Below are 25,695 nucleotides of genomic sequence, written 5' to 3'. Positions count from 1 at the left end.
GCCAGGCCATGCCTGGCTGCGAGTTCGCCGAGGTTGCCGGCCAGCGGCCGGCACTACCTCAGACCGGTGTGACCAGCGCGATTTCCAGCCCCAACCAGGCCACGAACGCGCCCAGCAGCACCGCACCTTCGATGCGGCTGATGCGCAGGTCGCCGCGCAGCATCGGGTACAGCACCAATGCGAAGGCCAGCAGCGCCGGCAGTTCCAGGCGCACGAACGAAGCCGGCAGCGCCAGCGGCTGCAGCAGCCCCATCGCACCAATCACCAGCATCAGGTTGACCACGCTGGAACCGAGCACGTGGCCCAGCACCATGTCGCCGTGACCACGGCGCGCCGCCGCGACGGCGGCTGCCACCTCCGGCAACGCGGTGCCGATCGCCACCGGCAACAGACCGACCAGCAGCGGCGTCCAGCCCAGCGCAGCACCGAAATCAGCGGCAGCACCGACCACCAGGCGCGCGCCCCAATACAGCGCCACGGCGGCAATCAACACGCGCAGCACATTCAACGGCAGACTGGTGCGGCTCAGTGCCGACTCGGCGATGATCGCCTGTACCTCGGCGCTCTCATGGCGCCCGCGGCGCAGCAGCAGGAACTGCACCACCACGAACCCGGCCACCAGCACGCCAGCCTCCCAGCGCAGCAGGCGGCCATCCAGCCCGAACACGATTAGCAGCAGGCCCGCGGCCAGCAGCGCCCACCACAGCACCGTCTGCAGGCGGGCACGCAACAACAGCGGCGCAGCAATGGCAGCCATTGCCAGGGTCAGGCCGAGGTTGACGACGCTGCTGCCGACGGCGTTGCCCAAGGCAAGCTCGGGCTGGCCGACCACCAGCGCGCGGGCGTTGACCGCCAGCTCCGGCAGCGAAGTAGTGATGCCCAGCAACAGCAGGCCGGCGGTGAATGCGCTGGCACCGAAGCGCTGCGCCAGGCCGGAAACGGCTTTGACGATGGAGTCCCCGCCCAGGGCCAGCAACAGCAGGCCGAGCAGGAACCAGGCAATGGCAATGGCGATCATCGAGCACTCCCCAGCGGTCGTGGCGCGATTCTACGCTCGGCCCACCCGCTGCGGGTGAGCCGAGGAGGGTGGATCAGCCGCAGCCTTCGGCGTAGTCCACCTGCGGCGTCCTGCCGACCCGCCAGGCACCGACCTTGCCGTCAGCGCCGAGGGCGAAATCGATGATCGCCGCGCCCTCCTGCGCCGGGCGCACGCGCAGGTGCTGGGCCTTGTCGTCGTACTTGTCCGGGCCGACGTCGGCGCGCTCGGGATAGAGCACCTGCAGCTCGCCCAGGGTCATGCCGACGCGGCCGCCACCGGGGGCGACGATGGACGGGCTGCGTACGTCGTAGCGGACCAGCTTGCGCGCCTCGAACATCAGGCGCGGGTCCTCGGCGTCCTGCGGGCGCAGGAAGTAGCAGCCCTCATTGGCATCGTCGGCCGGCAGCGGCTTGCCGGCGGCATCGGTGCCCAGACCCTGCAACGGCGTGCCGAAGCCACTGCGGACCTCGGCGATGCCGGCGCCCAGCGTGGCGCCGCCGAAGCCATCCAGGCGTGCCGGGCTGTCGCGGCGCGGGTCCACCGGCGAAGCGGTGGCCAGATCGGCGTCGGCGGGGACGGAGGCATCCTTCGCCGGTGCGGTGGCGGCGGCAGGTGCGTCCGCCGCGGCAGTTTCGGGACTACGGTTGCAGGCGGCCAGCGACAACAACAGCAGGCCGGCGATCGGGAGGTGCTTCATCGGTGCGGATCCTTGGCACAGGGTGGGTGCACGCTACCCCAGCGCGCGTGCAGGCGCTGCATTGTCATCGCGGTTTCATCGCCCTCATTCAGGCTGGGCAAGCACCGACTTGGCTGTCCTCCCCATGCAACCGCGCAAGACCGACCTCGCCCGAACCGCGCTGCAGGCCCACCGCGCGCCGCTGGACATGCGCCAGCGACGGCTGCTGATCCTGTGCGATGGCCAGCGCAGCATCGCCGAGCTGACCACGCTGCTGGGGCAGGACGCGGCAGCGATGGTGATCCAGCTGATCCAGGCCGGCTACCTGGTGACCGCTGCGGACACCGCCGCCTCCACGCAACTCGCGCCGGTGGTGGCTGCTGCCCCGCAGGCGCCGTCAGTCGCCGCAGCTTCCGCCGCGCCCGTCGAGCGACGCCGCTCGCTGGTCGCCGCGCGCATCTATGTGCTGGGAATCCTGGAGATGCAGCGGCATCCCAATGCAGCGGCGCTGTTCCGCGACCTGCAGCAGGCGCGTGCCGAAGGCGAGGTCCTGCGGGTGATGCAATCAGCGCTGCAGGTGTTGCCGGCGCTGACCTCGGAAGGCTACTGCCAACGCGTGCGGCAGCGGCTGATGGAGGCATTGCCGGTGGAGCATTGCGACGCGTTCGCGGCCATCGCCTGATCCGGCGAACAGCATCCACGCATGGCGTGGATCTACTGCATCACGAACCCCGATGGATCCACGCCGCGCGCGGTATCGCGCCACCCGGTAGATCCACGCCATGCGTGGATACGGTATCGCGCCACCCGGTAGATCCACGCCATGCGCGGATGCGGTATCGCGCCACCCGGTAGATCCACGCCATGCGTGGATGCGGTATCGCGCTTCCCAGTAAATCCACGCCATGCGTGGATACGGTATCGCGCTTCCCAGTAGATCCACGCCATGCGTGGATGCGGTATCGCGCTTCCCAGTAGATCCACGCCATGCGTGGACGCGGTATCGCGCCACCCGGTAGATCCACGCCACGCGTGGATACGGTATCGCGCCACCCGGTAGATCCACGCCATGCGTGGATGCGGAATCGCGCCACCCGGGAGATCCACGCCATGCGTGGATGCGGTATCGCGCTTCCCAGTAGATCCACGCCATGCGTGGATACGGACGATCAACGGAAATTGTTGCGCAGGCCGTTCCAGCACTGCTGGTAATCGCCCTGCCGGTGACCGGCGGCCAGCGCCTGCGCGGTCGGGCGGATCACCCCACGGGTCTCGAACATGAAGGCCATCGTGTCCTTGATCACGTCCGGCTTGGACAGGTCTGCACTGGAGGCTTTGTCGAAGGTCGGCGCATCCGGACCGTGGCCACTCATGCAGTTGTGCAACGACGCACCGCCCTGTACGAAGCCTTCGGCCTTGGCGTCGTAGGCACCATGCACCAGGCCCATGAACTCGCTGGCGATGTTGCGGTGGAACCACGGCGGGCGGAACGTGTTCTGCGCCACCAGCCAGCGCGGCGGGAAGATCGCGAAATCCATGTTGCTGGTGCCCGCGGTGTCGCTGGGCGAGTGCAGCACCAGGAAGATCGACGGATCCGGGTGGTCATGGCTGATCGAGCCGATGGTGTTGAAGCGGCGCAGGTCGTAGCGGTACGGCGCGTAGTTGCCGTGCCAGGCGACCACGTCCAGTGGCGAATGGTCGATCGGGGCACGCCACAGGCGGCCGTCGAACTTGGCAATCAGTTCGAAATCACCGTCGATGTCTTCGAACGCGGCATGCGGGGTCTCGAAGTCGCGCGGATTGGCCAGGCCGTTGGAGCCGATCGGGCCCAGGTCGGGCAGCTTCAGCAGCGCGCCGTAGTTCTCGCAGATGTAGCCACGGCTCGGACCGTCAGGCAGCTCGACACGGAAGCGCACGCCGCGTGGAATCACCGCGATCTGCTGCGGTTCGATCTCGATCACGCCCAGCTCGGTCAGCAGCCGCAGGCTGCCCAGCTGCGGCACGATCAGCAGCTCGCCGTCGGCGTCGTAGAAGTAGCGGCCGACCATGTCACGGTTGGCCGCGTACAGATGGATACCAACACCGGCATGCGCGTCGGGCGAACCGTTACCGCCCATCGTGTACAGACCTTCGACGAAATCGGTCGGCAGCTCCGGCAGCGGCAGCGGGCTCCAGCGCAGCTGGTTCGGCGAAGCGGGCTGCGCACCGAAATCGCCCTGCAGCTGCGATTGCGCGAACGGAGTGAACTCGCCATGGGTCACCGCTGGGCGGATCCGGTACAACCAGCTGCGGCGGTTGCTGCCGCGCGGTGCGGTGAACGCGGTGCCGGTCAGCTGCTCGGCATACAGGCCATGGGCCACCTTCTGCGGCGAATTCTGGCCGACGGGCAGTGCACCGGGCACGGCCTCGCTGGCGAACTCGTTGCCGAAACCGGACTGGTAGCCGCGGGCGGTGATGGAGGGGGACATGGGGGTTCCTGGAAGCCTTGGGGAAGCCGCCGGGCATGGCCCGGCGCTACCGGTGGGAAGGTGCCGTTGTGGAAACGTTACAGCACGCCGCGACGGATCTGGTCGCGCTCGATGCTCTCGAACAGCGCGGTGAAGTTGCCTTCGCCGAAGCCTTCGTTGCCCTTGCGCTGGATGATCTCGAAGAAGATCGGGCCGATGCAGTTCTGGGTGAAGATCTGCAGCAGCTTGCGCTGGTGGGTTTCCGGGTCGGCGTCGATCAGGATCTTGTTCTTCGCCAGGCGGGCGACGTCCTCACCGTGGTTCGGCACGCGCTGGTCGATCACGTCGAAGTAGGTCTCCGGCGTGTCGAGGAAATCCACGCCCTGCGCGCGCATTGCTTCGACCGTGTCGTAGATGTTCTCGGTGAAGCAGGCGATGTGCTGGATGCCCTCGCCCTTGTACGCGTCCAGGTACTCGTTGATCTGGCTCTTCGGGTCGGACGACTCGTTCAGCGGAATGCGCACGATGCCGTCCGGCGCGGTCATCGCCTTGGACACCAGGCCGGTCTTCAGGCCCTTGATGTCGAAGTAGCGGATCTCGCGGAAGTTGAACAGACGCTCGTAGTAGTCCGACCACTGCTGCATGTTGCCGAAGTACAGGTTGTGGGTCAGGTGGTCGATGAAGGTCAGGCCGAAGCCCTTCGGGCGCAGCTCGGCGCCGGCGATCAGCTCGTAGTCGCCATCAAAGATGCTGCCGGCATCGCCGTAGCGATCCACCAGGTACAGCATGCAGTCGCCGATGCCCTTGATGACCGGGGCGTTGACCGCCTTGCTCTCCGGCTTGAAGGCGATGGCTTCGGCGCCATTGCCCAGCGCGGTCTGGTAGACCTCCGCGCCCGGCTTCTTGAAGCGGATGGCGAAGCCGCAGGCGCACGGGCCGTGCTTCTCGGCGAAATCGGCAGCGAACGAATCGGGGTCTTCATTGACCAGGAAGTTGACGTCGCCCTGGCGATAGACGGTAATCGGACGCTGCTTGTGCTTGAGCACCGCGCTGAAGCCCATCTTGCGGAAGTACTCGTGCAGCTCGGCACCACGGCCGGCCGGTGCGGCGAATTCGACGAACTCGAAGCCGTCGATGCCCATCGGGTTTTCGAAGGTGGTGACCTGCATGCCGGGGTTGGGATGCGAGGCGGACGGGACTGCGGTATTCATGGCGTGGCTCCGAATCGGTGCCGCATCGGCACAAACCAGGTGCGGGCGGGGTTGGACCCGGCGAGAATGCAGGGTACGGACCCAACACTTATAGTTACACTTGAAACCACCAGCAAGGTGCACCGCAACATGAGCCCCGCCGATCCCGCTTCCACCCGCCTGCGTGCCTCCCACGTCCTGCTCGACCTGGAACAGTTCCTGCCGTACCGGCTGAGCGTGCTGTCCAACCGGGTCAGCGGCAACATCGCCAAGCTGTACGGCGACCGCTATGGCCTGGCCATCCCGGAGTGGCGGGTGATCACCATCCTGGCGCTGTACCCCGGCTCGTCGGCCAGCGAGGTCTCCGACCGCACGGCAATGGACAAGGTGGCGGTCAGCCGTGCCGTGGCGCGCCTGCTGGAACGCGGCTTCATCAAGCGTGAGACGCATGGCGATGACCGCCGCCGTTCGGTGCTGGCGCTGTCGGCGGCGGGGTTCGAGGTGTACGAGACGATCGCGCCGATGGTGATCGAGATCACCCGCAAGCTGATGTCGGTGCTGAGCGAGGAAGAGGAGCAGGTGCTGGAGAAGCTGATCCTGCGCCTGGCCGGCGATGGCCTGGAGCGGATGGGCGAAGGGGTCTGACCCCTTCGGGGCGGCTCCCCCCGCCGCCCTTGGTCGGTGTCGACCTTGGTCGACTCATGGATCCACGCCAGGCGTGGATGATGTCGCGGGCTGCGCTGTGAGGGATCCGGCACAGGCCATTGATGACGTGCAACGCGCGGTGTTCATGGCCCGCCGACGAACGGTCTTTCGGCCGGGTTCGACTCGACGTGTCGCGTTTACCACCTGATGTTTCGGCATCGGGCCGGTAGAGTCCTGACCGACAGAGCGGTTGTATCGAAATTCGCGCATCGAATGGCATTGCCTATTGGACGGCCGGCCCCATCGGCCCGAGGGTAGGCGCGCAGCGGAGCACCGCTGCCGGGGTTGAAAGCCCGATGATCCGAAGGAAACCACGCCGCACCCGTCGCCGCCCATCGCGGGCGGCGACGACTCGCGCTGCCCTGCTTTGGCGGGCGGTGCGTGGGGCCGCATGGCCGCCGTTCTTCCTTCGGATCACGGTCTTTCAACCACGCATCGCCTGCCGCCTTTCCGGCGGCCCCTCCCCGGAGCTTCGCCATGACTCGCCCCCATCATCCCCCTGCCGCTCCCATCAACCGCGAAGCCGACCTGCAGCGCATCGACGAGGCGTTGGCCACACTGGAAACCGTCACCGAGGCGTGGCTTGAACATCATCGCCTGAAGGCCTGCCAGCCGGGCCTGCTGCTGTCATTGAACCGGCTGCTCGACCTGACCAGTCTCGCCAAGGGCTATGCCAGTGCGCTGCGGGTGATTGCCGAACCCTGACCCTGCTGGAAGGCAACTCATGGATGACACACCGCCCCTCACCCTGCCGCATACCCACGATCTGCTGGCTGATATCCGGGAACTGATATCCAGGGCCCGCGCCGGGATGGTGAGGACCGTCAATGCCGAACTGACGCTGCTGTACTGGCGTATAGGACGTCGCATCCATGTCGATCAGATGGGTGGACGCCGGGCACGCTATGGAGAGGTCCTGTTCAAGCGCATCGCCAGGATACTGTCTGCCGAGTTCGGCGGTTCGTTCGGTGAAAAGAGCCTGCGCAGGATGGTGCAGTTCTCCATCGCATTTGCCGACGAGCAGATTGTCGTATCACTGCTACGACAATTGAGCTGGACCCATTTCATCGCGCTGATCCCGCTGTCTGATCCGCTCAAGCGCGACTTCTACGCCCAGATGGCCAGCTCAGAAGGCTGGAGCGTCCGCATGTTGCGCCAGCGCATCGACTCGATGCTGTACGAACGTACGGCCCTTTCCAGCCAGCCCGAGCAGACCATTGCCAATGAGCTGTCGGCGTTGCGCAGGAACCAGCAGCTCTCCCCGGGTCTTGTCCTGCGCGACCCGTACGTACTGGATTTTCTCGGGCTGAAGGAATGCTGGGACGAGCAGGAGCTGGAAGGCGCCATCCTGCGTGAGATGCAGGGATTTCTGCTTGAACTCGGGGCAGGCTTCAGTTTCGTCGCCCGCCAGAAACGCATCCAGATCGACGACGATGACTTCCATCTCGACCTGTTGTTCTATAACCGCCGCCTGCGCAGGCTGGTGGCCGTCGAACTGAAGATCGGTGACTTCAAGCCAGCGTACAAGGGCCAGATGGAGCTCTATCTGCGTTGGCTGGATCGGTATGAGCGAGAGGAAGGTGAGGAGGCGCCGCTGGGCATCATCCTTTGCACAGGCAAGAAGGCAGGCCAGATCGAGTTGCTGGAACTGGACCGCTCAGGCATCCATGTGGCGGAGTACCTGACATCTCTTCCCTCACGTGAAGTGCTCAAGCAACGGCTGCAGGCCGCCACGGAGCGTGCACGGCAACGCATGGAGTTCACTGCTGCAGAGATCGACCGTTAGGGGGTCAACAGATCTACACCACGCGCGGATGGCCCACGTACTCAGCTCAGATGCTTGCGCCGCGCATGGATCCACGGCACCGCAAGCGCGCCGATGGCGCCACCGGCAAAGCCCAGCGAGGCAGCAACGGTGGCCGCTTCAACGGCCCCGGGCAACGCCAGCGCGGCAGTGACCAGCAGCAGCGACGGCAGGCCGACGAAGGTGCCCAGGAAGAACGGCCAGCGCGGCGACCAGGTGTTGAGCTGCAGCAGGCTGACCGGCTGCCACGCCTCGGACGCGGCGTCTTCGGCGATCTTCGCGACCACTCTGCCCAGATCCACTTCCGGCAGCAGCTTGCCCGGACGGGCGGCGGCAATCGCCTCGGCCACAGCCTCGACGGGCGGGAAGCTCCCCGGCCACGCCACCGGTGCGGGCACGCCATAGGCGGTCAGCAGGGGCACGCTCAGCCACGGCGCCACCAGCGGCCGCAGCCTGCGCCGGCCATGCACGCACCAGATCTGCGGCTGGCCGTGCGCGGTCACGCTGTACAACGCCAGCTCGCCCGGCGGCGGGTAGCCCAGCATGGTCACCCGTGCCGCCAGGCTGTCCTGGTCCATCGCACGCAGGAAGCCGGGGCGGCTGCGCCCTTCCTGCATCCAGGCCAGGCCGAGCGCGCCGACCAGATAGGCCTCGGCGACATCCTTGCTGCCCGCGGTGGCACGGTCATCGCTGGCCAGATACCAGGCCAGTGACTTCGGTTCGGGTACGTCGGCCAGGCCCCAACGGCTGTCATCGCCCAGCACATGGCGCACCGGCAGGCGGGCCGGTGCGGTTTCACCACGCTCGCCGGGCTGCAGGAACGGCAGCACGCCCTGCACGAAACTGGACAGGTCGATCGCGCGCACGCCGTTGCCGTGCCATTCCGGCGGCAGCAGACCGGCCAATTGCCCTTCGGCGGCCAGTCGATCCAGCCGTGCCTTCTGTTCCACCAGCTTCTGCACCGCGCCCTTCAGCACCACGTTGTCGGGCAAGGCGATCTGCGGCAACCGATGCCGCGGTGCGAGTTCGAGGGCTTCCGCGCCGGTGCCGGCGTCGTCCAGCAGGGCTTCCTGCGGCGGCAGGCTCACGCCATCGGGTGCCTCACCTTCGGCCAGTGAGCTGGCAGGTTCGAGCAGGCGTTCGGCGTGGTCGCTGTGCATGGGCGCTCCGGTCGCGCCGGGTGGCGCAGTGAGGTCCTTGCCATTAACGGCCGAAGGGGAATGATCTGTAGATCCACGCCACGCGTGGATGGCCGGGCAGCGGGCGGCAGGCGCCGGACGCTACCGCGGCGTTGGCGGCGCCCACTGCTTGAGGAACGCCATCACGCGTGCGGTCTGCACGGTCCTGCCCTTGTGCATCGCTTCGCTGGGCTGTGGCGCCAGCAGGGTGCCGTCGGCATCGATCACCAGCAGGTGCGGGTGTTCGCCTTGCAGCGGCGGGAACTGGCCCAGGAAGGCCGCGTTCGGATTCTCGGCGCTGTCGTTGACCTTGACCCACACGTAGTGGGCATCACGGAAGCGGCGCAGATCGCCATTGCCTTCCACGGCTTCGTCCAGTGCATGGCAGGGCTCGCAGGCGGCGTTGCCCACTTCCAGGATGATCCGCTTGTTGCCGCGCTGGGCTTCGACCTTGGCCGTTTCCAGGTCGGCAACGGGGTCGCGGGCCGGGTCGAACTGCGCGCCAAGCCCGGCGATGGCGGCGATATCAGCCGCCGCCGGAGTGTTGCCCGAGGCCACCGGTTCGCTGGGGTCAGCGACCGGTGGCTCGGTGGGGCGGGTATCCAGGGGCTGCGTGGGTTCGGGAGCAGCGGGAGGTTGAGGCTGCGAACAGGCGCCGATCAGCGCCGCACACACCACTGCCACCACTGCACCACCGAACGTTGTACGCATGCCCACTACCCTCTCATTACTTCACGCCGTGCATCAGCTTGTTGATCAGCGGCGCGACCAGGAACAGGACCACACCCGAACCGATCAAGGCCCAGAAACCGAAGGTATACCCCTTCAGGGCCGATTCGACCGTCATGCCGCCTTCACCACTGACCGCACCGGCGAAGATGCCCGACAGGTTGTTGCCGATGCCGGTGGACAGGAACCAACCACCCATGCCGAAGCCGACCAGGCGCACCGGGGCCAGCTTGGTCACCATCGACAGGCCGATCGGCGACAGGCACAGCTCACCGACCGACTGGATGACGTAGACCATGAACAGGGTCCAGAACGGGATCTTGCCGTCCACGACCATGGTCGACAGGGCGAACATCAGCAGTGCGAAGGCAGCGCCGTTGAACAGCAGGCCGAGGCCGAACTTGCGCGGGATGGACGGATTGGCGCGGCCCAGGGCCACCCAGATCCAGGCGATGATCGGCGCCAGGGTGATGATCGCCACCGAGTTGACCGACTGGAACCACGCGGTCGGGAAGGTCCAATCACCCAGCTGGCGGTTGACGATGTTCTCGGCCAGGAAGGTGAAGGAGCTGCCGGCCTGTTCGAAGAACATCCAGAACATGACGTTGAAGGCGAAGATGATCAGCATGGCGATCACGCGGTCGCGCTGCACCTTGCCCTCGCGGATGCCTTCCACCAGCAGCAGCACGGCCAGCGCGGCAAACATCACGCCGAGGATCCAGGCCAGCGCGGTGGCGCCGGTGGCGAGCAGGAAGTAAGCCACCGGAATGGCGAACAGCGAACCGACCAGCACCATGATGATGCGGCCGAAACCTTCAGCACCGACCGGCGGTGCACCGATGCCCTTCAGGCCGGCACGACCGATGTAGAACCACACCAGCGAGATCAGCATGCCCACGCCGGAGGCGATGAACACGACCTTGTACGACGGCATTTCCGAGGTACCGAAGACCTTGCGGGCCAGGTACTCGGTCAGCACCGGGGCGATCATCGCGCCGATGTTGATGCCCATGTAGAAGATGGTGAAGCCCGAGTCGCGGCGTTCGTCCTTCAGGCCGTACAGCTTGCCGACCATGGTCGAGATGTTGGGCTTGAACAGACCGTTGCCGACGATGATCGTGGCCAGGCCGAGCTTGAAGATGTGCTCCTGCGGCAGCGAGATCATGAACAGGCCGACGGCCATGATGATCGCGCCGGTCAGGATCGAGCGCTGGTAACCCAGTACCCGGTCGGCCACGTAACCACCGAAGATAGCGGCGGCGTACACCAGCGCCAGGTAGGCGCCGTAGATGCGGCTGGCGTCGCCTTCACCGGCGGCGTTGCCGTTGTAGAACTGGGCAACGATGTACAGCACCAACGCCCAGCGGATGCCGTAGAACGCAAAGCGCTCCCAGAACTCGGTCATGAACAGCATCCACAACGGGCGCGGGTGGCCCATCGTGGTGTTGAAGTCCGGCAGCGCCGGCTCTGGGGTGTTCGCAGTGGCGTTTACGCTCATGCGGAATTCCTGGTTCGGTGGATGGAGGCACGTCCAATGTGCGGTGAAGCAACGCGCGAGGATCACCGAATTCTGGCGTTCACGTCAAATACACGCCGTTTGAGGCAGGTCGCGGCCTGCTCGCTGAACTTGCATCTGAAACGATCCAGCCAGCCGCGGGCGACCAAGCTGAATGGGGGTCAGGCCAGATCCGGCGGGGGCGCGACCTGCAGGGTGGTACGCACCTGGAACAATTCAGGGAAGAACGTCAGTTCCAGCGCCTTGGCCAGGAAGCCCACGCCGGAGGAGCCGCCGGTGCCGCGCTTGAAGCCGATCACCCGCATCACCGTGCGCATGTGGCGGAACCGCCACAGCTGGAAGGCCGTTTCCAGGTCCACCAGGTCCTCGCACAGCGCGTACTCGCGCCAGTAGCGGTCAGTGTCCTGGTAGATGCGTTCGAAGACCGGCTGCAGTGCGTCATCGGCCACATGCGGCTGGGTCCAGTCATGCGCCTCGTACACCGCCGGCACCGCGTGGCCGAAGCGGGCCAGGTACTTCAGGAACTCCTCGTACAGGCTCGGCGCCTCCAGCACGGTGCGCAGCTGCGCCTGCCCGGCCGTGTCGTGCTCGAACACCTGCAGCATCTGCGCGTTCTTGTTGCCCAGCAGGAACTCGATGTAGCGGTACTGCAGCGACTGGAAGCCCGAGGACGGGCCCAGCACGTCGCGGAACCCCATGTACTCGGACGGGGTCAGCGTTTCCAGCACCGACCACTGCTCGGTCAACTGGCGCAGCACCTGCTTGCTGCGCGCCAGCACCTTGCGGCACTGCCAGACCTCGTCGCGCTGCAGGAAGGCGATCGCCGCACCCAGCTCGTGGCCCAGCAGCTTCAACCACAGCTCGGAGGTCTGGTGCTGGATGATGAAGAGCATCTCGTCGTGATGCGGCGGGTTGGACAGCGGCTGCTGTGCGCTGAGCAGCTGGTCCAGCCGCAGGTAGCCGCCGTAGGTCAGCCGCCCCTGCAGATCGGTGTGGATACCGGCTTCGAGATCGCGTTGGTTGTTGTCGACGGACATGGGCGGGACCAGATCGGGGGCGGCAAGGGTAGCGCGTTGCCGCCGCGCTGGCAGCCGTGATGACCGTACCGGGGCGTGCGGCGCAGCTGTGGAACGGCCGTTGCGCGTGGAACCGTTTGCGCCGTTCTACTGGCGCTCAGCCCAAGGCGCGTTGTGATGCTTTGCAGCAATGGCTGAATACGTTGAAGTTATTGGCATCATGCACCCGTAAGGGGGTACAAAGGCCGGCAGGCCGTGCTGCGCCGCAGGAGAGCTTTTTCGTACGCATTCCTTAACATGGCGATTCATATCATTTGTAACTTCTCTGTCGAAGGTGCAGTACGCAATGACGGTTGCCGCTGAGTTCAAGATCGAATACCTGCAGTATCTGGACACGGACGGCACGCTCGTCCGCGATGACCTGCCCGAAGCCCTGCGCGACCCGCGCGCGTTGCTGCCGATGTTCAAGCAGATGCTGTTCGTGCGCGTGTTCGACGGCAAGTCGATCGCGCTGCAGCGCACCGGCAAGCTGGGCACCTACGCCGCCTGCCTCGGCCACGAAGCCGCGCATGTGGGTATCGGCGCCTCGATGCAGAAGGACGACGTGTTCGCACCGTCCTACCGCGAGTACGGTGCGATGTTCATGCGTGGCGTGCGCCCGCACGACGTGCTGATGTACTGGGGCGGCGACGAGCGCGGCAACGACTACGGCGGCAATGCGGCCAAGGACTTCCCGTTCTGCGTGCCGATCTCCACCCAGTGCCTGCACGCCGCAGGCGCTGCGCTGAAGTTCAAGCTCAACAAGGAACCGCAGATCGCGGTGGCCGTGTGCGGCGACGGCGGCAGTTCCAAGACCGACTTCTACGCTGCGCTGAATTCGGCCGGCGCCTACAAGCTGCCGCTGATCCTGTGCATCGTCAACAACGGCTGGGCCATCTCGGTCCCGCGTTCGGCGCAGACCGGTGCCGAGACGCTGGCACAGAAGGGCCTGGCGGGCGGCCTGCACTGCCTGCAGGTGGACGGCAACGATCTGATCGCGGTGATGGCCGCCATGCTGCAGGCGCGCGAACGTGCGCTGGCCGGCGACGGCGGCACCGTGCTGGAGCTGATGACCTATCGCCTGTCCGACCACACCACCGCCGATGACGCGCGCCGCTACCGCGACGACGCCGAAGTGAAGGATGCCTGGCAGCGCGAGCCGATGCTGCGCCTGCGCAAGTACCTGACCAACGCCGGTGTCTGGAGCGAGGAAGAAGAAGCGGCCTGGACCGCCGAGTGCGGCAAGCGCGTGGACGAGGAAGTGAACCTGTACCTCAACACGCCGGTGCAGCCGGTCGAGGCGATGTTCGATTTCCTCTATGCCGACCCGCCGCAGGACCTGCTGGCCCAGCGCGCCCAGGCGATCGCCCTGGAGCAGCGCCATGGATGAGATCAAGAACGGCGCGTCCAGCGCGCACACCAACGCCGCCGACAGCGCTGCCGTCGCGCGCGGAGAACAGAACATGACCGACACCCCGATCACCCTCATCGAAGCCATCACCCAGGCACTTGCCTGGGAGCTGGAGCATGACAAGTCGGTGCTGGTGCTGGGCGAAGACGTGGGCGTCAACGGCGGCGTGTTCCGCGCCACCGCCGGCCTGCAGCAGCGCTTCGGCGCCGACCGCATCCTCGACACCCCGCTGGATGAAACCACCATCGCCGGCCTCACCATCGGCCTGGCCGCACAGGGCATGAAGCCGGTGGCCGAAGCCCAGTTCGACGGCTTCATGTACCCGATGGTCGACCACATCATCTGCCACGCCGCGCGCCTGCGTTACCGCACCCGTGGCCGCCTGCACTGCCCGATGGTGCTGCGCGTGCCGTGGGGTGGTGGCATCCGTGCGCCGGAACACCACAGCGAAGCCAACGAAGCGATCTTCACCAACGTGCCGGGCCTGCGCGTGGTGCTGCCGTCCTCGCCGCAGCGCGCCTATGGCCTGCTGCTGGCCGCGATCCGCGAACCGGATCCGGTGATCTACATGGAGCCCAAGCGCATCTACCGCCAGTACAAGGAAGTGGTCGTCAACGACGGCGAAGCCTTGCCGCTGGACGTGTGCTTCGTGCTGCGCGACGGCACCGACGTGACCCTGGTGACCTGGGGCGCGCAGGTGAAGGAAGCGCTGGAAGCGGCCGACAAGCTGGCCGGCGAAGGCATCAGTGCCGAAGTCATCGACGTGGCCACGCTGCGTCCGCTGGACTTCGCCACGATCGCCGAGTCGGTGGCCAAGACCGGCCGCTGCGTGATCGTGCAGGAGGCCCCGAAGACCGCGGGCTTCGGCGCGGAAATCGCCGCACGCCTGGCCGAGGAATCGCTGTACGACCTGCTGGCTCCGGTCGAGCGCGTTACCGGCTACGACACCCACATTCCGCTGTTCCGCCTGGAGATGAAATATCTGCCGAGCGTGGAGCGGATCGTGGCGGCGGCCAAGCGCGCGGTGGCGGCAGGCTGACATGCGGGCCCGCCTTCTCGGGGCTTACCGCAGCCAGTATCCCAACCCGCTCCGGTTCCGCACCGGCCAGATCGTCGAAGTAGGTGTACGTGACGAGGAATGGCCGGCGTTTGCCTGGGTGCGCACCAGCGATGGGCGCGCCGGATGGGCACCGGTAGCGTGGTTGCAGCTGTTGGACGATGGTCGCGCAGAAGCCCTGCGCGACTATGACGCCCGCGAGCTGGATGTGGAGAACGGCGAGATGGTCAAGCTTCATCACGAACACGGCGGGTGGTGGTGGTCCGAGCGCGCCAATGGCGCGACGGGCTGGTTGCCTGCCCGCGAACTGGAACTGCTGGAAGAGAACTGCAAATGAGCCAGACCAAGAACTTCAACCTGCCCGACCTGGGCGAAGGCCTGCCGGACGCGACCATCGTCGAGTGGTTCGTCAAGGAAGGCGATGTGATCAAGCTGGACGAGCCGCTGGTCTCGATGGAGACCGCCAAGGCCGTCGTCGAAGTGCCCTCGCCGTTCTCCGGCACGGTGCTGAAGCTGTCCGGCGCTGCCGGCGACATCATCCCGACCGGCGCGGTGCTGGCCAGCTTCGCGCTGGACCCGAACCTGCCGCAGCGCGCTGACGGCCAGGACACCGGCCACAGCCACGGTCATGCCGCTCCGGCCGCTCCGGCCGCACCGACGCCGCCGCCGCTGCCGACCGCAGCCGCGCCGGTAGCTGCTGAAGAAGCCAAGCCGGCCGCCGCCGAGCGTGATGACGCCGGCACCGTGGTCGGCGCGATGCAGAGCTCCAACGCGGTGCATGCCGAACAGGCGCTGGCCGTCGGCGGCGTCAAGGCCGTGCCGGCCGTGCGTGCCACCGCGCGCAAGCTGGGCGTGGACCTGAGCCGCGTGCGTGCCACCGGCACCGATGGCGCGGTGACCATGGCCGACGTCAAGCAGGCCGCTGCCGATGGCAGCGCGAAGATCGGCGCCGCACCGGCAGCGGTTGCTGCACCGGCTGCTGCCGCACCGGCCCCGGCGCAGGTGGCCGCGCCGGTCCAGTCCGACGCACGCACCCCGCTGTCTGCCGCTGGCAAGCCGATGCGCACCCAGCCGCCCGGCGTGGTTGCCAAGGGCCAGCCGGAGCCGCTGAAGGGCGTGCGCCGCAACATGGCCCGCGTCATGGCCGATGCGCACAGCAAGGTCGTGCCGACCACGCTGAACGACGACGCCGACATCCACGCCTGGCTGCCGGGCAACGACGTCACCGCGCGCCTGGTGCGCTCGATCGTGGTCGCCGCGCAGAAGGTGCCGGCGATGAACGCCTGGTTCGATGGTGAAGCGCTGACCCGCACCCTGCATGCGCAGGTGGACATCGGCATCGCCGTTGATACCGACGACGGCCTGTTCGTGCCGGCGCTGCGCAATGCCGACATGCTGGATGCCCGCGGCATCCGCGAAGGCGTGAACCGTCTGCGCGAGCAGGTGGAAGCGCGTTCGATCGCAGCGTCGGAACTGAGCGGCTACACCATCTCGCTGTCCAACTTCGGCATGTTCGCCGGCCGCTACGCGACCCCGGTCGTGGTGCCGCCGTGCGTGGCCATCGTCGGTGCCGGTCGTGCCCGCCACCAGATGACCCCGGTGATGGGCGGCGTGGAAGCGCACAAGGTGATCCCGCTGTCGGTGACGTTCGACCACCGCGCCGCCACCGGCGGTGAAGCGGCCCGCTTCCTGCGCGCGATGATGGACGATCTGGCGCTGGCCAACTGATCGACCACCTGATCGGTGGGTGCCAACCGTTGGTTGGCACATGAACTGGAAAAACGCCGGGCAATGCCCGGCGTTTTTTGTGCGTCTTCATCCACGCATGGCGTGGATCTACTTCGCGCTGATCAATCGCGCGCGATCATGCCCTCGGCGCGGCTGTAGACACGCAGTCGGTGGCCATCGGGATCGACGCCCACGAAGGTGTGGCCGAACTCCAGCGTCACCGGTGCCTGGGTGATCTGCACGCCAAGCGCGCGCCATTCGTCGTGCATGCGATGCACCGTTGCTGCATCCGCCACCACCATCGCCAGCTCGGCTGCACCTGCCTCGGCAGTGACAGGCGGCTGCACGTCATCGCGTTGCCACAGGCCCAGTGCGGCGCCATCACCAAGCAGGAACAGGGCGAAGCCGGGCGACTGCTCGACCGGTGGTTTGCCGAGGATGCCGCTGTAGAACGTGGCGCTGGTGGCGACGTCGCGCACGTACTGCAGCAGGGTGCTGGGCTTGAACATGGGGAACCTCCGTTGTTGGGAGCGTTCATGGTGGCCCTGCCCTGCTGACAGATCCTGTCAGCAGCAGCGAGCCTGCTCGACGGCTGGCGCCCTGGCTCTGGTAGAGGTCGAGCTTGCTCGACTGCTCTCCGCGAACAACAAGAGCAGTCGAGCAAGCTCGACATCTACCAAGAGCAAAGAGCAAAGAGCAAAAGCGTCGAGCAAGCTCGACCTCTACCAAAGCTGGTCCGTCACGAACGGTCCAGCCAATCCGGGGCGATGCCCTGCGCCTTCTGCCAGCGCCGCAGCAAGGTGGCACGCGGCACCAGGTAGCACTCTTCCAACGCACGCACATGGCGGATGCGATCCAGGCGGAAATGGCGGAAGTCCTCGCGACCCTCACACCACGCCGCCAACATCGGCACTTCATCGAAGTAGCCCAGTGCGAACGGCCAGACCACGCGCTCGGTACGCCGTCCCTGTGCATCCTCATAGGCGAACTGCAGCCGCTGCTGCGTACCCACCGCTTCGCGCACGGTCTGCAGGCGCGCCGGGGGCACCTTCGCTGCCGTACGCGATGGGCCCACCCGCAGGCCGCTGTCACGCAGTGCTTCGCGGCGTGCTGCTGGCAGCACATGGGCGATGCGCGCCAACGCATCACGCGCGGCCTCGGCCAGCGCCGGCTCGGTGCGTGCCGCTACCCAGCGCAGGCCCAGCACCAGCGCGTCGATTTCCGCCGGTGGCAAGGTCAGCGGCGGCAGCACGTCGCCCGGTTCCAGCTGGTAGCCGACACCGGCTTCCCCGCGCAGGTCGGCGCCCTGTTCGCGCAGCGTTTCGATATCGCGGTACAGCGTGCGCAGGCTGATGCCCAGCTCGTCGGCCAGCGCCTGCCCGGCCACCGGCCGGCGGTGGCGGCGCAGCACCTGCAGCAGCTGGGTCAGACGCAGCGCGCGCGACATCAGTCCACCAGGTCTTTCGAAGCCACCACGTGCTCGCCCGGTGCCGGCGCCAGTGCCGCGTTCACCAGCGCGCGCGCGATACGCGTGGCCGGGTTGATACGCCACGCTCGCGGCAGCACCGGCCGCAACGCACCCAGCACCTGCAGGGCAAACTGTTCGCCGCGGCGCGCCTGTGGGCGGTGGCCGCCGATCAGGCCCGGCCGGACCAGGGTCAGCGAAGCGAAGCCCAGCGCGCGCAGGTCGCGCTCCAGCTCGCCTTTTACCCGGCTGTAGAAGATGGCCGAACCCGGATTGGCCCCCGCCGCCGAATTCAGTACGAAGGCACGCGCGCCCTGGGTCCTGGCCAGGCGGGCGAAGGCGAGCGGGTAGTCGTGGTCGATCCGGTAGAAGGCCTCGCGGCTTCCCGCCTGGGCCATCGTGCTGCCCAGCGCGCAGACCACTGCATCCACCGGTGCCCAGCCGGGCCCATCCGGCAGCTGATCGAAGTCCAGCACCGGGGCGTGCAGTTTCGGGTCGCGCAGGTCCAGCGACCGTCGGGTCGGGGCCACCACAGCGCGGCAGCGTGGGTCGTCCAGCAGCATCGGCAGGGCCAGCCCGCCCACCAGTCCCGTCGCCCCCAGCAACATCACACGCATACCCACCTCCACTGCGGCATCCTGTCGCCCATCCTATCGGTTCAAGCCACCGCCAGTTGCGCCGATATGCTGTGACCAGCCTCCCTGCCACCCCAGGATTCGTTCCATGACGGACCAGCCCGACCCCCGCCCTGCCCCCGGCACCGCCATCGGACCGCCTGCGCGCGTGCGCGCGGTGGTCGACGACGGGCGCGGCGATCGGGTGGTACTGCAGGGCGGCAGCGGCGTGGCATTGCAGCAGCTGTTCGCCGGAGCCGATGCACCCGAGCCGCTGCTGGCCGCGTTCGCCAATGGCATGGCCACCCTGCCCGGCGAGCTGGGCGACATGGGCGACCGCCTGCAGTCGGCGCAGGCCAGTGCCGATTGGCCGCGCTATGGCCGGGCGATGCGGCAGCTGATCGACAAGTACATCCGCACCATCGACCAGCATTCGCCCGATGGCCAGCCCGACAGCCTGCGCCTGTCCGAGCAGTTGCGGTTGCTGCTGGGCGGCGCGGTGGTGGCGCTGCTGCAGCACGATCCCGACCTGCGCGAGCAGGCCGAGGCACTGGCCGTACGCCTGCGCCAGTGGCAACCGGGCGCGGCACTGGAGCCGATCGAACAAGGTGCGCGCGAACTGGGTCACCAGATCGGCGTGCGCGCCGAGAGCTGGCAGGAACAGCAGGCACTGCTGCTGGAATTGTTCGCACTGCTGCTGGAGAACGTCAGCGAGCTGCTGGATGACCGCAGCTGGCTGCAGGGCCAGATCGCAGCCGTGCGCCAGCTGCTGGCCGGGCCGCTGGAAGCCGAATCGGTCGAGCGCACCCGCGCCGAGCTGCGCGAGGTGATCTACAAACAGGGCCTGCTGCGGCAGGGAATCGACGATTCGAAAGCGGCCATGCGTAGCTTGATGGGCGAGTTCATCGAGCGCATGGACGGCATGGCTGCCAGTACCGGTGAATACCACGACCGCATCGGCAGCTACGCGCTGCAGCTGCGCGAGGCGCGCAGCATCGCCGACCTCAACCACCTGCTGCAGGAAGTGATGCAGGACACCGGCAAGGTGCAGCAGCAGGCCGCGCAGGCGCGCGATCACCTGGCCAGCGCACGGCAGGAAGTGGAACGCGCGGAACATCGCATCAACCAGCTGGAACAGGATCTGCGCGCAGCCGGCGATCTGGCGCGTATCGATCCGCTGACCCAGGCCCTGAACCGGCGCGGCCTGGACGAACTGCTGCAACGTGAACTGGCCCGCGCCGCACGCAACAACTCGCCGTTGGGGCTGGCGGTGATCGACCTGGATGATTTCCACCAGACCAACGACGAACACGGCCACGCCGGCGGCGACGCGCTGCTGCAGCATCTGGTGGGGGTGTGCCGCCTGCTGCTGCGTGCCACCGATGGCATCGCCCGGCTGGGCGGCGACGAGTTCGTGCTGGTACTGCCGGAAACCCCCGGCGCGGATAGCATGGCCACGGTGCAGCGGCTGCAGCGTTCACTGGCGCATCGCGTACTGACCGTGCAGGACCGGCGGGTACCGGTGCATTTCAGTGCCGGGCTTTCGCAATGGCAGCCGGGCGACGATGCCGATACGTTGCTGCGGCGCGCCGATGACGCCCTGTATGTGGCCAAGCGCGAAGGCAAGAACCGGGTGCACGCGGGATAGTTCGCGAGTAGATGCCAACCTTGGTTGGTACGCGCGGCAAACAAACCGCCGACCAAGGTCGGCCCCTACCGGGCAAGGTGCCGGAAACCGCTTGGTAGGTGCCAACCTTGGTTGGCACGCGCGGCAAACAAACCGCCGACCAAGGTCGGCCTCTACCGGGCAAGACCCCTGCGCTACTTGCCGCGCAGCTTCTGCACGCCGGTCACCACCGCCAGCACGATCGCACCGGCGATGATGCCGACCACCATGTTGCCCAGCGCGTTGACCAGCCAGCCCCACTGGCCTTCGCCGCCCAGCGCCTGCACCGCGTGGTGCAGCGCCGGCACGTTGTGCACCAGGATGCCGCCACCGACCAGGAACATCGCCGCGGTACCGGCCACCGACAGGAACTTCATCAGCCACGGCGCCGATACCAGCAGGCCACGGCCGACCGCCGCCAGCGCCGCGCCCTTGCGCGACAGGTACAGGCCCAGGTCGTCAAGCTTGACGATGCCGGCGACCAGCCCGTAGACGAACACGGTCATCGCCAGCGCGATCACCACCAAGGTGCTGACCTGGTTGATGAACGACGCCGTGGCGACCACACCCAGCGACAGCACGATGATTTCGGCCGAGAGGATGAAGTCGGTGCGGATGGCGCCCTTCACCTTGTCCTTCTCCCACGCGACCATGTCCACCTGCGCATCGGCCAGCGCCTTGCGCCGCTCGGCCTGGTGTTCGGCGTCCTCATCGGCGGAATGCAGGAACCGGTGTGCCAGCTTCTCCACGCCCTCGAAGCACAGGAAGGCACCGCCGATCATCATCAGCGGCACGATCAGCGGTACGTTCCAGCCACGGCTGTGCAGCCAGGCTTCCAATGCGCTGATCGCCAGCGCAGCCGGCACCAGGATCACCTTGTTCACCAGCGAGCCCTTGGCCACCGCCCACACCACCGGCAGTTCGCGGTTGGCATTGACGCCGGTCACCTGCTGCGCGTTCAGCGCCAGGTCGTCGCCCAGCACGCCGGCGGTCTTCTTGGCGGCGACCTTGGTCAGCACCGAGACGTCGTCGAGCAGGGAGGCGATATCGTCGAGCAGGGCAAACAGGCTGGCACCGGCCATGGGGGATCCAGTAAAGGGAATGAGCGGATTCTGACCGATCCTGCGCCGCCTGCGGTAGCGGATTCACCGCGCGCCTACCGTTGCACAGGGACACTGCAAGCGTATTCCGATCCCGCCGGGCATGGCCCGGCGCTACCCGGCCGCCAGATCACGGCCGCCGGGTCGTCGCTTTCGAGGAGTTCTGTTTGAGCAAGCCGCCCACCGCCGCAGGCAATCCCCCGCTGATCCGGGGCATGAACCGGCGCAGCCAGATCCTGCGCCTGTTGATGCGCTACCGCCATTCCGGCGTGTTCTCCGGCATGAACCTGGACGCTGCCGGCAGCCACACCGATGTGCCACCCGACGGCAATCCCGAGCAGTTCGTCAGTGACCTGGAAGCGCTGGGGCCGACCTTCGTCAAGCTCGGGCAGATGCTCTCCACGCGCCCGGACATGGTGCCGGTGGAGTTCGCCACCGCGCTGGAGCGGATGCAGGAGAAGGTCGCCGAGATCCCGGTCGAACGCATCCACGCCATCGTCGAACAGGAGCTGGGCGCGCCGGTGAACAAGCTGTTCGCCGCATTCGACCCACAACCGCTGGGCTGCGCGTCGATCGCCCAGGTGCATCGCGCGGTGCTGCATGACGGCCGCGAGGTCGCGGTGAAAGTGCAGAAGCCGGAAGTGGCCGCGCAGCTGCGTTCGGATCTGGACGTGCTGCGCAGCTTCGCCTTGGCCGCCGACCATCTGACCCAGATCGGTCGCCGCGTGCGCCTGCGTGACTGGCTCAACGAGTTCTCCAAGACCCTGATGCAGGAGCTGGATTACCACGCCGAGGCCGAGAACCTGTCGCGCTTCGGCCGCCATCTGAAGCCGTTCCGGCGCCTGTGGATTCCGCAGCCACTGTGGGATTACTGCAGCCATCGCGTGCTGACCATGGAACTGGCCAGTGGCGTACGCGTGGATGCCATTCCCGATGTGCGGCGTACCGAACAAGCGATGGACCCGCTGGCCGCGGCGCTGATCCGCGGTTACCTGGACCAGATCTTCGTGCACGGCGAGATCCACGCCGATCCGCATCCCGGCAATCTGCGGGTGATGCCCGACGGGCGCCTGGCGATCTTCGATCTGGGCATGGTCGCGCACATGCCGCCACGCCTGCGCGAGCGGCTGCTGAAAATCCTGTTCGCCGCCGTCGATGGCCGCGGCGAGGAAGTGGCCGACGACCTGATCAGCATCAGCACGCGGCTGGAGGCGTTCGATGAAGAGCGTTACCTGCGCGAGACCGGCCAGCTGATCGCACGCTATGCGGCCAGCGCGAATTTCTCCGAAGGACGTGTGGTGCTGGACATGGTGCGCATCGCCACCTCATCCGGATTGCGTACGCCGCCGGAGCTGAGCCTGCTCGGCAAGGCGCTGCTCAATCTTGAAACCGTATGCCGCCTGCTGGCACCGGACCTGGATACGCGGCGCATCGTCGAGCGCCAGTTGCAGCACGTGATGCGCGCGCGCCTGAAGAAGTCGCTGTCGGCCGCCAACCTGGCCAGCGAAGCCATGGAGGTGCAGCAACTGCTGCGCGATGGGCCACGCAAGCTCTCGGACATCATGGCGCTGCTGGCCGAGAACCGCCTGCAGATGAAGGTGACCGGGCTGGAAGAGTCGCGGCTGATGGAGAACCTGCAGAAGATCGCCAACCGCGTGGCCGCCGGCATCATCAGCGCAGCGTTGATCATGGCGGCGGCGATGATGATGAAGATCGATACCGGCTGGCATGTGTTCGGCTATCCCGCCATCGCCTTGGTGCTGCTGTTGATCGGCGTGGTGCTTGGGCTGGGCATCGTGACCAGCGCCTTGTTGTTCGATCGGCGTGCTCGTTCGCGCGAGGAACGTGGACATCGATAGCGTTGATGCGTTGTCGTATCCACGCGTGTCGTGGATCTACGAAAACAGCGCATTCATGCGTTTTTTAATGCAATCGAGCGTGAGTTTTCACGCTCGATTTACGTTCGCGGCGTGATATCGCACGCGCGATTTCAACAAACATTTCAGTCAGGTTCGTGCATGCACTATCGGGTCATCGGCCTGTCATGCAGATGTGCTTGCAGCAGCGCCGGTCGGATGGACACGCGTCGGTACGACGTCCATCGCCACCCCGTCACTGCCGAAGCTGCCTATGCTCTGGATTCTGCTACTGTCGCTGTTGCTGTTGTCCTGGTTGTTCCTCGCGTCCGCAAAGTGGGTGTGGTGGAAAGCAGGTCTGTTCTCGCTGTTGCTGCTGGCGCTCAGTGCGTGGTGGCTGATCGACAAGCTGTCCGGCGACGGACTCAACGCCGCCACCCTGTACCACCTGGGTGCGGACATGGAAGGCGCCGGTGTCGCCGACTTCAAGGGCTATATCGCCGGCTTCATCGTGCTGGCTGCCGTGTCGCTGCTGCCGCTGTTCGCTACGCGGGTGAAGCGTTGGCGCCGACCCACGGCCGGTGGTGCGTGGTTTGCCGGTTTCGCCGCGCTGTGGGTGGCCACGATCATGATCAGCCCGCTGGCGCGCGATGGCCAACGCCTGTACCAGCAACTGCGCCCGGTGGATTTCGCCCGTATCGCTCCCGAGTACCAGATCCCCACGCAGGCCCTGCAGCGCCCGCGCAACATCGTGTGGATCTACGGCGAGAGCCTGGAACGCACCTATCTGGATGAGGCCGTGTTTCCCGGCCTGATGCCCAATCTCAACCGCTTGGCCGCCAAGTCACTCGATGTCCGCGGGCTGGCCTCGGCCGAGGGCGGCGGCTGGACCATCGCCGGTCTGGTGTCATCGATGTGCGGCGTGCCGCTGACCACCTCGCAGGGCGATGAGAACAGCATGGACCGGATGGGCAGCTTCCTGCCCAAAGCCGTGTGCCTGGGCGACTATTTGAAGCAGCAGGGCTACACCAACCACTATCTGGGTGGCGCCAACGGCCAGTTCGCCGGCAAGGGCCAGTTCCTGGCCAGTCATGGCTTCGACGAAGTGCATGACCTGGCATGGTTCAAGCAGCAGAAGAAGATCGGCCGCATCCACTACTCGGCGTGGGGCGTGCATGACGACGTGCTGCTGGACACCGCCTACCAGCGCTTCGAACAGCTGTCGCGGCAGGACGCACCGTTCATGCTGACCACGCTGACAATGGACACGCACCACCCGGCCGGGCATCTGCCGGTGGCCTGCAAGGGCGAGCGCTACCAGAGCCAGTACGGCAACATCGGCATGCTCAACGCACTCAAGTGCACCGACCGCCTGATCTCGCAGCTGGTCGAGCGCATCCAGGCCAGCCCGTATGGCAAGGACACGCTGATCGTGATCGCCTCCGATCACCTGGCCATGCCCAATGACCTCAGCCATATCCTGACCAAGCAGAAGCGCGAGAACCTGCTGTTGTTCCTGGGTGACGGCGTGGCCCCGCGCCAGCTGGCCGCCGAAGACGGCTCGACGCTGGACTCGGGTGCCACCCTGCTCAGCCTGCTCGATCCGAACCTGCAGACAATGGGCTTCGGCCGTTCGCTGCTGGATGACAAGCGCACACCGAGTGCCAGCGCCGCCGCGCGCCGCGATGGCGGCCGCGACTACCCGCAGTACCTCGCCTTCGCCCGCTCGCTGTGGCTGGGTGAACCGACGCGGCAGCTGAAGATCGACGGTGACGACCAGGTGGTGGTCGGCCTGCAGCACGTGCAGCCGCCGGTGCTGCTGGAGTACGACAAGGACTGGGATCTGAAATCGGTGTACCTGGAAAACACCTCGCGCCAGTTCGACGACGCCGACCCGGACAACACACTCGCCTACGTCGATCGCTGCACCGCGTTCGAGGATGGCTCGGCCGACGGCGACTGGTGCGCGCTGCTGGTGAACCGCGACAACGGCATCAAGCTGTACCGCGATGGCCAGCTGCGCAACGGAATCGACGTGGATGCACCGCTGGATGCGTTCCAGGGCCCCCGCCCCAGCGTGCGCCAGGCACACATGATCACCCAGAAGGGCCGCCGTACCCGCGCCGGCCAGTACATGCTGCAGCTGGTGGCGAGCACGCGCCCAGATCGTGGTTTCTGGATCGAAGCGGTGTCCTCGCAGCGCAAGGTGGTGCTGGCCCAGCAGTGGGTGCAGCCCGATGCCGACGGCAAGATCAATGTGTCGTTCGGCCTTGACCACGAAGTGGACGATCTGGAAATCCGCGCGTGGTTGAACCACGCCGAGAAGCTGGCAGTGGATACGTTCGCACTGGTGCCCTCGCGCGGGCGACCGCGGGGGTAAAGGGGGTTCGGCAGGGCTGCGCCCTGCACCTGCCGAATCAACGGCAACCGCAACAGCGGCGTTCCGCGGGGTGGCGGGG

Annotated in this window: 23 protein-coding genes; 11 read left to right on the top strand and 12 right to left on the bottom strand. The window is 66.7% G+C overall.

Translation table 11 applies throughout. The annotated features are described in order from the left end of the window. Nucleotides 1-58: 58 nt before the first annotated feature. A complete protein-coding gene (locus ACFX4F_RS14890) occupies nt 59-1,018 on the bottom strand; it encodes a sodium:calcium antiporter (protein WP_380656596.1) in 960 nt (319 codons plus the stop codon). 73 nt (nt 1,019-1,091) lie between these two features. Then, nucleotides 1,092-1,736: a hypothetical protein gene (locus ACFX4F_RS14885; RefSeq protein WP_099819705.1), complete on the bottom strand. Its 645-nt coding sequence runs from the start codon at nt 1,734-1,736 to the stop codon at nt 1,092-1,094. A 124-nt stretch (nt 1,737-1,860) separates the two neighbouring features. Here ACFX4F_RS14885 and ACFX4F_RS14880 point away from each other — a divergent pair, with 124 nt between their 5' ends. After that, entirely contained in the window at nt 1,861-2,397 is a 537-nt protein-coding gene (locus ACFX4F_RS14880) for a hypothetical protein (protein WP_099819706.1), read from the top strand. Between the two features lie 487 nt (nt 2,398-2,884). Here ACFX4F_RS14880 and hmgA read toward each other — a convergent pair whose 3' ends face one another. Next, on the bottom strand, nt 2,885-4,183 hold the full coding sequence (gene hmgA / locus ACFX4F_RS14875; RefSeq protein ID WP_380656592.1) for a homogentisate 1,2-dioxygenase: 1,299 nt from the start codon (nt 4,181-4,183) through the stop codon (nt 2,885-2,887). A 77-nt stretch (nt 4,184-4,260) separates the two neighbouring features. Beyond that, the gene (hppD, locus tag ACFX4F_RS14870; RefSeq protein WP_251474013.1) at nt 4,261-5,373 is read right to left on the bottom strand and encodes a 4-hydroxyphenylpyruvate dioxygenase; all 1,113 of its coding nucleotides are present in this window, start codon (nt 5,371-5,373) and stop codon (nt 4,261-4,263) included. 129 nt (nt 5,374-5,502) lie between these two features. On the opposite strand from hppD, the gene ACFX4F_RS14865 reads away from it, so the two are divergent. From ACFX4F_RS14865 to ACFX4F_RS14855, 3 genes are all read left to right on the top strand, one after another. Continuing rightward, complete coding sequence (locus tag ACFX4F_RS14865) at nt 5,503-5,997, top strand: MarR family winged helix-turn-helix transcriptional regulator (RefSeq protein ID WP_050815698.1); 495 nt, start codon at nt 5,503-5,505, stop codon at nt 5,995-5,997. Between the two features lie 537 nt (nt 5,998-6,534). Then, on the top strand, nt 6,535-6,762 hold the full coding sequence (locus ACFX4F_RS14860) for a hypothetical protein (RefSeq protein ID WP_099819708.1): 228 nt from the start codon (nt 6,535-6,537) through the stop codon (nt 6,760-6,762). A gap of 19 nt (nt 6,763-6,781) precedes the next feature. Then, complete coding sequence (locus ACFX4F_RS14855) at nt 6,782-7,843, top strand: YhcG family protein (protein WP_380656587.1); 1,062 nt, start codon at nt 6,782-6,784, stop codon at nt 7,841-7,843. 41 nt (nt 7,844-7,884) lie between these two features. Here ACFX4F_RS14855 and ACFX4F_RS14850 read toward each other — a convergent pair whose 3' ends face one another. From ACFX4F_RS14850 to ACFX4F_RS14835, 4 genes are all read right to left on the bottom strand, one after another. Next, nucleotides 7,885-9,021, bottom strand: coding sequence for a hypothetical protein (locus tag ACFX4F_RS14850; RefSeq protein WP_380656584.1), 1,137 nt, complete (start codon nt 9,019-9,021; stop codon nt 7,885-7,887). Between the two features lie 120 nt (nt 9,022-9,141). Further along, nucleotides 9,142-9,750: a thioredoxin family protein gene (locus tag ACFX4F_RS14845; RefSeq protein WP_380656581.1), complete on the bottom strand. Its 609-nt coding sequence runs from the start codon at nt 9,748-9,750 to the stop codon at nt 9,142-9,144. A 16-nt stretch (nt 9,751-9,766) separates the two neighbouring features. Next, nucleotides 9,767-11,266 carry an oligopeptide:H+ symporter gene (locus tag ACFX4F_RS14840; RefSeq protein WP_340568690.1) on the bottom strand — a complete coding sequence of 500 codons (1,500 nt, stop codon included), beginning with the start codon at nt 11,264-11,266 and terminating at the stop codon, nt 9,767-9,769. Nucleotides 11,267-11,445: 179 nt separating this feature from the next. Continuing rightward, a complete protein-coding gene (locus ACFX4F_RS14835) occupies nt 11,446-12,321 on the bottom strand; it encodes a tryptophan 2,3-dioxygenase (RefSeq protein ID WP_180165198.1) in 876 nt (291 codons plus the stop codon). 325 nt (nt 12,322-12,646) lie between these two features. Between ACFX4F_RS14835 and pdhA the strand changes: the two genes are divergently transcribed. Genes pdhA through ACFX4F_RS14815 form a run of 4 tightly spaced genes read left to right on the top strand, consistent with a single transcriptional unit; the run spans nt 12,647 to nt 16,535 of the window. Then, a complete protein-coding gene (pdhA, locus tag ACFX4F_RS14830) occupies nt 12,647-13,729 on the top strand; it encodes a pyruvate dehydrogenase (acetyl-transferring) E1 component subunit alpha (protein WP_032976633.1) in 1,083 nt (360 codons plus the stop codon). Further along, nucleotides 13,722-14,789, top strand: a complete 1,068-nt coding sequence (locus ACFX4F_RS14825; protein ID WP_089237416.1) for an alpha-ketoacid dehydrogenase subunit beta — start codon at nt 13,722-13,724, stop codon at nt 14,787-14,789. The genes pdhA and ACFX4F_RS14825 overlap by 8 nt, the downstream gene beginning before the upstream one ends. Before the next feature lies 1 nt (nt 14,790). Next, nucleotides 14,791-15,144 carry an SH3 domain-containing protein gene (locus tag ACFX4F_RS14820; protein ID WP_025874583.1) on the top strand — a complete coding sequence of 118 codons (354 nt, stop codon included), beginning with the start codon at nt 14,791-14,793 and terminating at the stop codon, nt 15,142-15,144. Beyond that, nucleotides 15,141-16,535 carry a dihydrolipoamide acetyltransferase family protein gene (locus ACFX4F_RS14815; RefSeq protein WP_380656575.1) on the top strand — a complete coding sequence of 465 codons (1,395 nt, stop codon included), beginning with the start codon at nt 15,141-15,143 and terminating at the stop codon, nt 16,533-16,535. The genes ACFX4F_RS14820 and ACFX4F_RS14815 overlap by 4 nt, the downstream gene beginning before the upstream one ends. Before the next feature lie 122 nt (nt 16,536-16,657). On the opposite strand, the gene ACFX4F_RS14810 is transcribed toward ACFX4F_RS14815, so the two are convergent. The 3 genes from ACFX4F_RS14810 to ACFX4F_RS14800 all read right to left on the bottom strand — a co-directional run bounded on the left by ACFX4F_RS14810 (nt 16,658) and on the right by ACFX4F_RS14800 (nt 18,617). Further along, the gene (locus ACFX4F_RS14810; RefSeq protein ID WP_380656572.1) at nt 16,658-17,044 is read right to left on the bottom strand and encodes a VOC family protein; all 387 of its coding nucleotides are present in this window, start codon (nt 17,042-17,044) and stop codon (nt 16,658-16,660) included. A gap of 230 nt (nt 17,045-17,274) precedes the next feature. Next, nucleotides 17,275-17,982 (bottom strand): helix-turn-helix transcriptional regulator, encoded by a 708-nt coding sequence (locus ACFX4F_RS14805; protein WP_380656569.1) that lies wholly within the window; start codon nt 17,980-17,982, stop codon nt 17,275-17,277. Beyond that, the gene (locus ACFX4F_RS14800; protein WP_380656566.1) at nt 17,982-18,617 is read right to left on the bottom strand and encodes an NAD-dependent dehydratase; all 636 of its coding nucleotides are present in this window, start codon (nt 18,615-18,617) and stop codon (nt 17,982-17,984) included. The genes ACFX4F_RS14805 and ACFX4F_RS14800 overlap by 1 nt, the downstream gene beginning before the upstream one ends. A gap of 106 nt (nt 18,618-18,723) precedes the next feature. On the opposite strand from ACFX4F_RS14800, the gene ACFX4F_RS14795 reads away from it, so the two are divergent. Further along, nucleotides 18,724-20,262: a diguanylate cyclase domain-containing protein gene (locus tag ACFX4F_RS14795; RefSeq protein ID WP_380656564.1), complete on the top strand. Its 1,539-nt coding sequence runs from the start codon at nt 18,724-18,726 to the stop codon at nt 20,260-20,262. Between the two features lie 173 nt (nt 20,263-20,435). Here ACFX4F_RS14795 and ACFX4F_RS14790 read toward each other — a convergent pair whose 3' ends face one another. Continuing rightward, nucleotides 20,436-21,362, bottom strand: a complete 927-nt coding sequence (locus ACFX4F_RS14790; protein WP_099819718.1) for a DUF808 domain-containing protein — start codon at nt 21,360-21,362, stop codon at nt 20,436-20,438. Nucleotides 21,363-21,595: 233 nt separating this feature from the next. On the opposite strand from ACFX4F_RS14790, the gene ACFX4F_RS14785 reads away from it, so the two are divergent. Next, complete coding sequence (locus tag ACFX4F_RS14785) at nt 21,596-23,239, top strand: ABC1 kinase family protein (RefSeq protein WP_380656618.1); 1,644 nt, start codon at nt 21,596-21,598, stop codon at nt 23,237-23,239. Nucleotides 23,240-23,510: 271 nt separating this feature from the next. Next, nucleotides 23,511-25,616, top strand: coding sequence for a phosphoglycerol transferase I (locus ACFX4F_RS14780; RefSeq protein ID WP_380656560.1), 2,106 nt, complete (start codon nt 23,511-23,513; stop codon nt 25,614-25,616). The last annotated feature ends 79 nt before the right edge of the window (nt 25,617-25,695 follow it).

The sequence above is a fragment of the Stenotrophomonas sp. YIM B13575 genome (genome assembly GCF_042787595.1).
Taxonomy (GTDB): Bacteria; Pseudomonadota; Gammaproteobacteria; order Xanthomonadales; family Xanthomonadaceae; genus Stenotrophomonas; species Stenotrophomonas lactitubi_B.
This window is presented reverse-complemented; position numbering and strand designations above follow the sequence as displayed.

Excerpts from the sequence above, each read along its gene's own strand:
- ACFX4F_RS14850 (WP_380656584.1), bottom strand. The coding sequence starts at position 9,021 with ATGCACAGCGACCACGCCGAACGCCTGCTCGAACCTGCCAGCTCACTG.
- pdhA (WP_032976633.1), top strand. The coding sequence starts at position 12,647 with ATGACGGTTGCCGCTGAGTTCAAGATCGAATACCTGCAGTATCTGGAC.
- ACFX4F_RS14800 (WP_380656566.1), bottom strand. The coding sequence starts at position 18,617 with ATGCGTGTGATGTTGCTGGGGGCGACGGGACTGGTGGGCGGGCTGGCC.
- ACFX4F_RS14890 (WP_380656596.1), bottom strand. The coding sequence starts at position 1,018 with ATGATCGCCATTGCCATTGCCTGGTTCCTGCTCGGCCTGCTGTTGCTG.
- ACFX4F_RS14880 (WP_099819706.1), top strand. The coding sequence starts at position 1,861 with ATGCAACCGCGCAAGACCGACCTCGCCCGAACCGCGCTGCAGGCCCAC.
- ACFX4F_RS14845 (WP_380656581.1), bottom strand. The coding sequence starts at position 9,750 with ATGCGTACAACGTTCGGTGGTGCAGTGGTGGCAGTGGTGTGTGCGGCG.
- ACFX4F_RS14785 (WP_380656618.1), top strand. The coding sequence starts at position 21,596 with ATGAACCGGCGCAGCCAGATCCTGCGCCTGTTGATGCGCTACCGCCAT.
- ACFX4F_RS14805 (WP_380656569.1), bottom strand. The coding sequence starts at position 17,982 with ATGTCGCGCGCGCTGCGTCTGACCCAGCTGCTGCAGGTGCTGCGCCGC.
- hmgA (WP_380656592.1), bottom strand. The coding sequence starts at position 4,183 with ATGTCCCCCTCCATCACCGCCCGCGGCTACCAGTCCGGTTTCGGCAAC.
- ACFX4F_RS14865 (WP_050815698.1), top strand. The coding sequence starts at position 5,503 with ATGAGCCCCGCCGATCCCGCTTCCACCCGCCTGCGTGCCTCCCACGTC.
- ACFX4F_RS14840 (WP_340568690.1), bottom strand. The coding sequence starts at position 11,266 with ATGAGCGTAAACGCCACTGCGAACACCCCAGAGCCGGCGCTGCCGGAC.
- ACFX4F_RS14825 (WP_089237416.1), top strand. The coding sequence starts at position 13,722 with ATGGATGAGATCAAGAACGGCGCGTCCAGCGCGCACACCAACGCCGCC.
- hppD (WP_251474013.1), bottom strand. The coding sequence starts at position 5,373 with ATGAATACCGCAGTCCCGTCCGCCTCGCATCCCAACCCCGGCATGCAG.
- ACFX4F_RS14820 (WP_025874583.1), top strand. The coding sequence starts at position 14,791 with ATGCGGGCCCGCCTTCTCGGGGCTTACCGCAGCCAGTATCCCAACCCG.
- ACFX4F_RS14815 (WP_380656575.1), top strand. The coding sequence starts at position 15,141 with ATGAGCCAGACCAAGAACTTCAACCTGCCCGACCTGGGCGAAGGCCTG.
- ACFX4F_RS14780 (WP_380656560.1), top strand. The coding sequence starts at position 23,511 with ATGCTCTGGATTCTGCTACTGTCGCTGTTGCTGTTGTCCTGGTTGTTC.
- ACFX4F_RS14835 (WP_180165198.1), bottom strand. The coding sequence starts at position 12,321 with ATGTCCGTCGACAACAACCAACGCGATCTCGAAGCCGGTATCCACACC.
- ACFX4F_RS14860 (WP_099819708.1), top strand. The coding sequence starts at position 6,535 with ATGACTCGCCCCCATCATCCCCCTGCCGCTCCCATCAACCGCGAAGCC.
- ACFX4F_RS14855 (WP_380656587.1), top strand. The coding sequence starts at position 6,782 with ATGGATGACACACCGCCCCTCACCCTGCCGCATACCCACGATCTGCTG.
- ACFX4F_RS14795 (WP_380656564.1), top strand. The coding sequence starts at position 18,724 with ATGACGGACCAGCCCGACCCCCGCCCTGCCCCCGGCACCGCCATCGGA.
- ACFX4F_RS14810 (WP_380656572.1), bottom strand. The coding sequence starts at position 17,044 with ATGTTCAAGCCCAGCACCCTGCTGCAGTACGTGCGCGACGTCGCCACC.
- ACFX4F_RS14885 (WP_099819705.1), bottom strand. The coding sequence starts at position 1,736 with ATGAAGCACCTCCCGATCGCCGGCCTGCTGTTGTTGTCGCTGGCCGCC.
- ACFX4F_RS14790 (WP_099819718.1), bottom strand. The coding sequence starts at position 21,362 with ATGGCCGGTGCCAGCCTGTTTGCCCTGCTCGACGATATCGCCTCCCTG.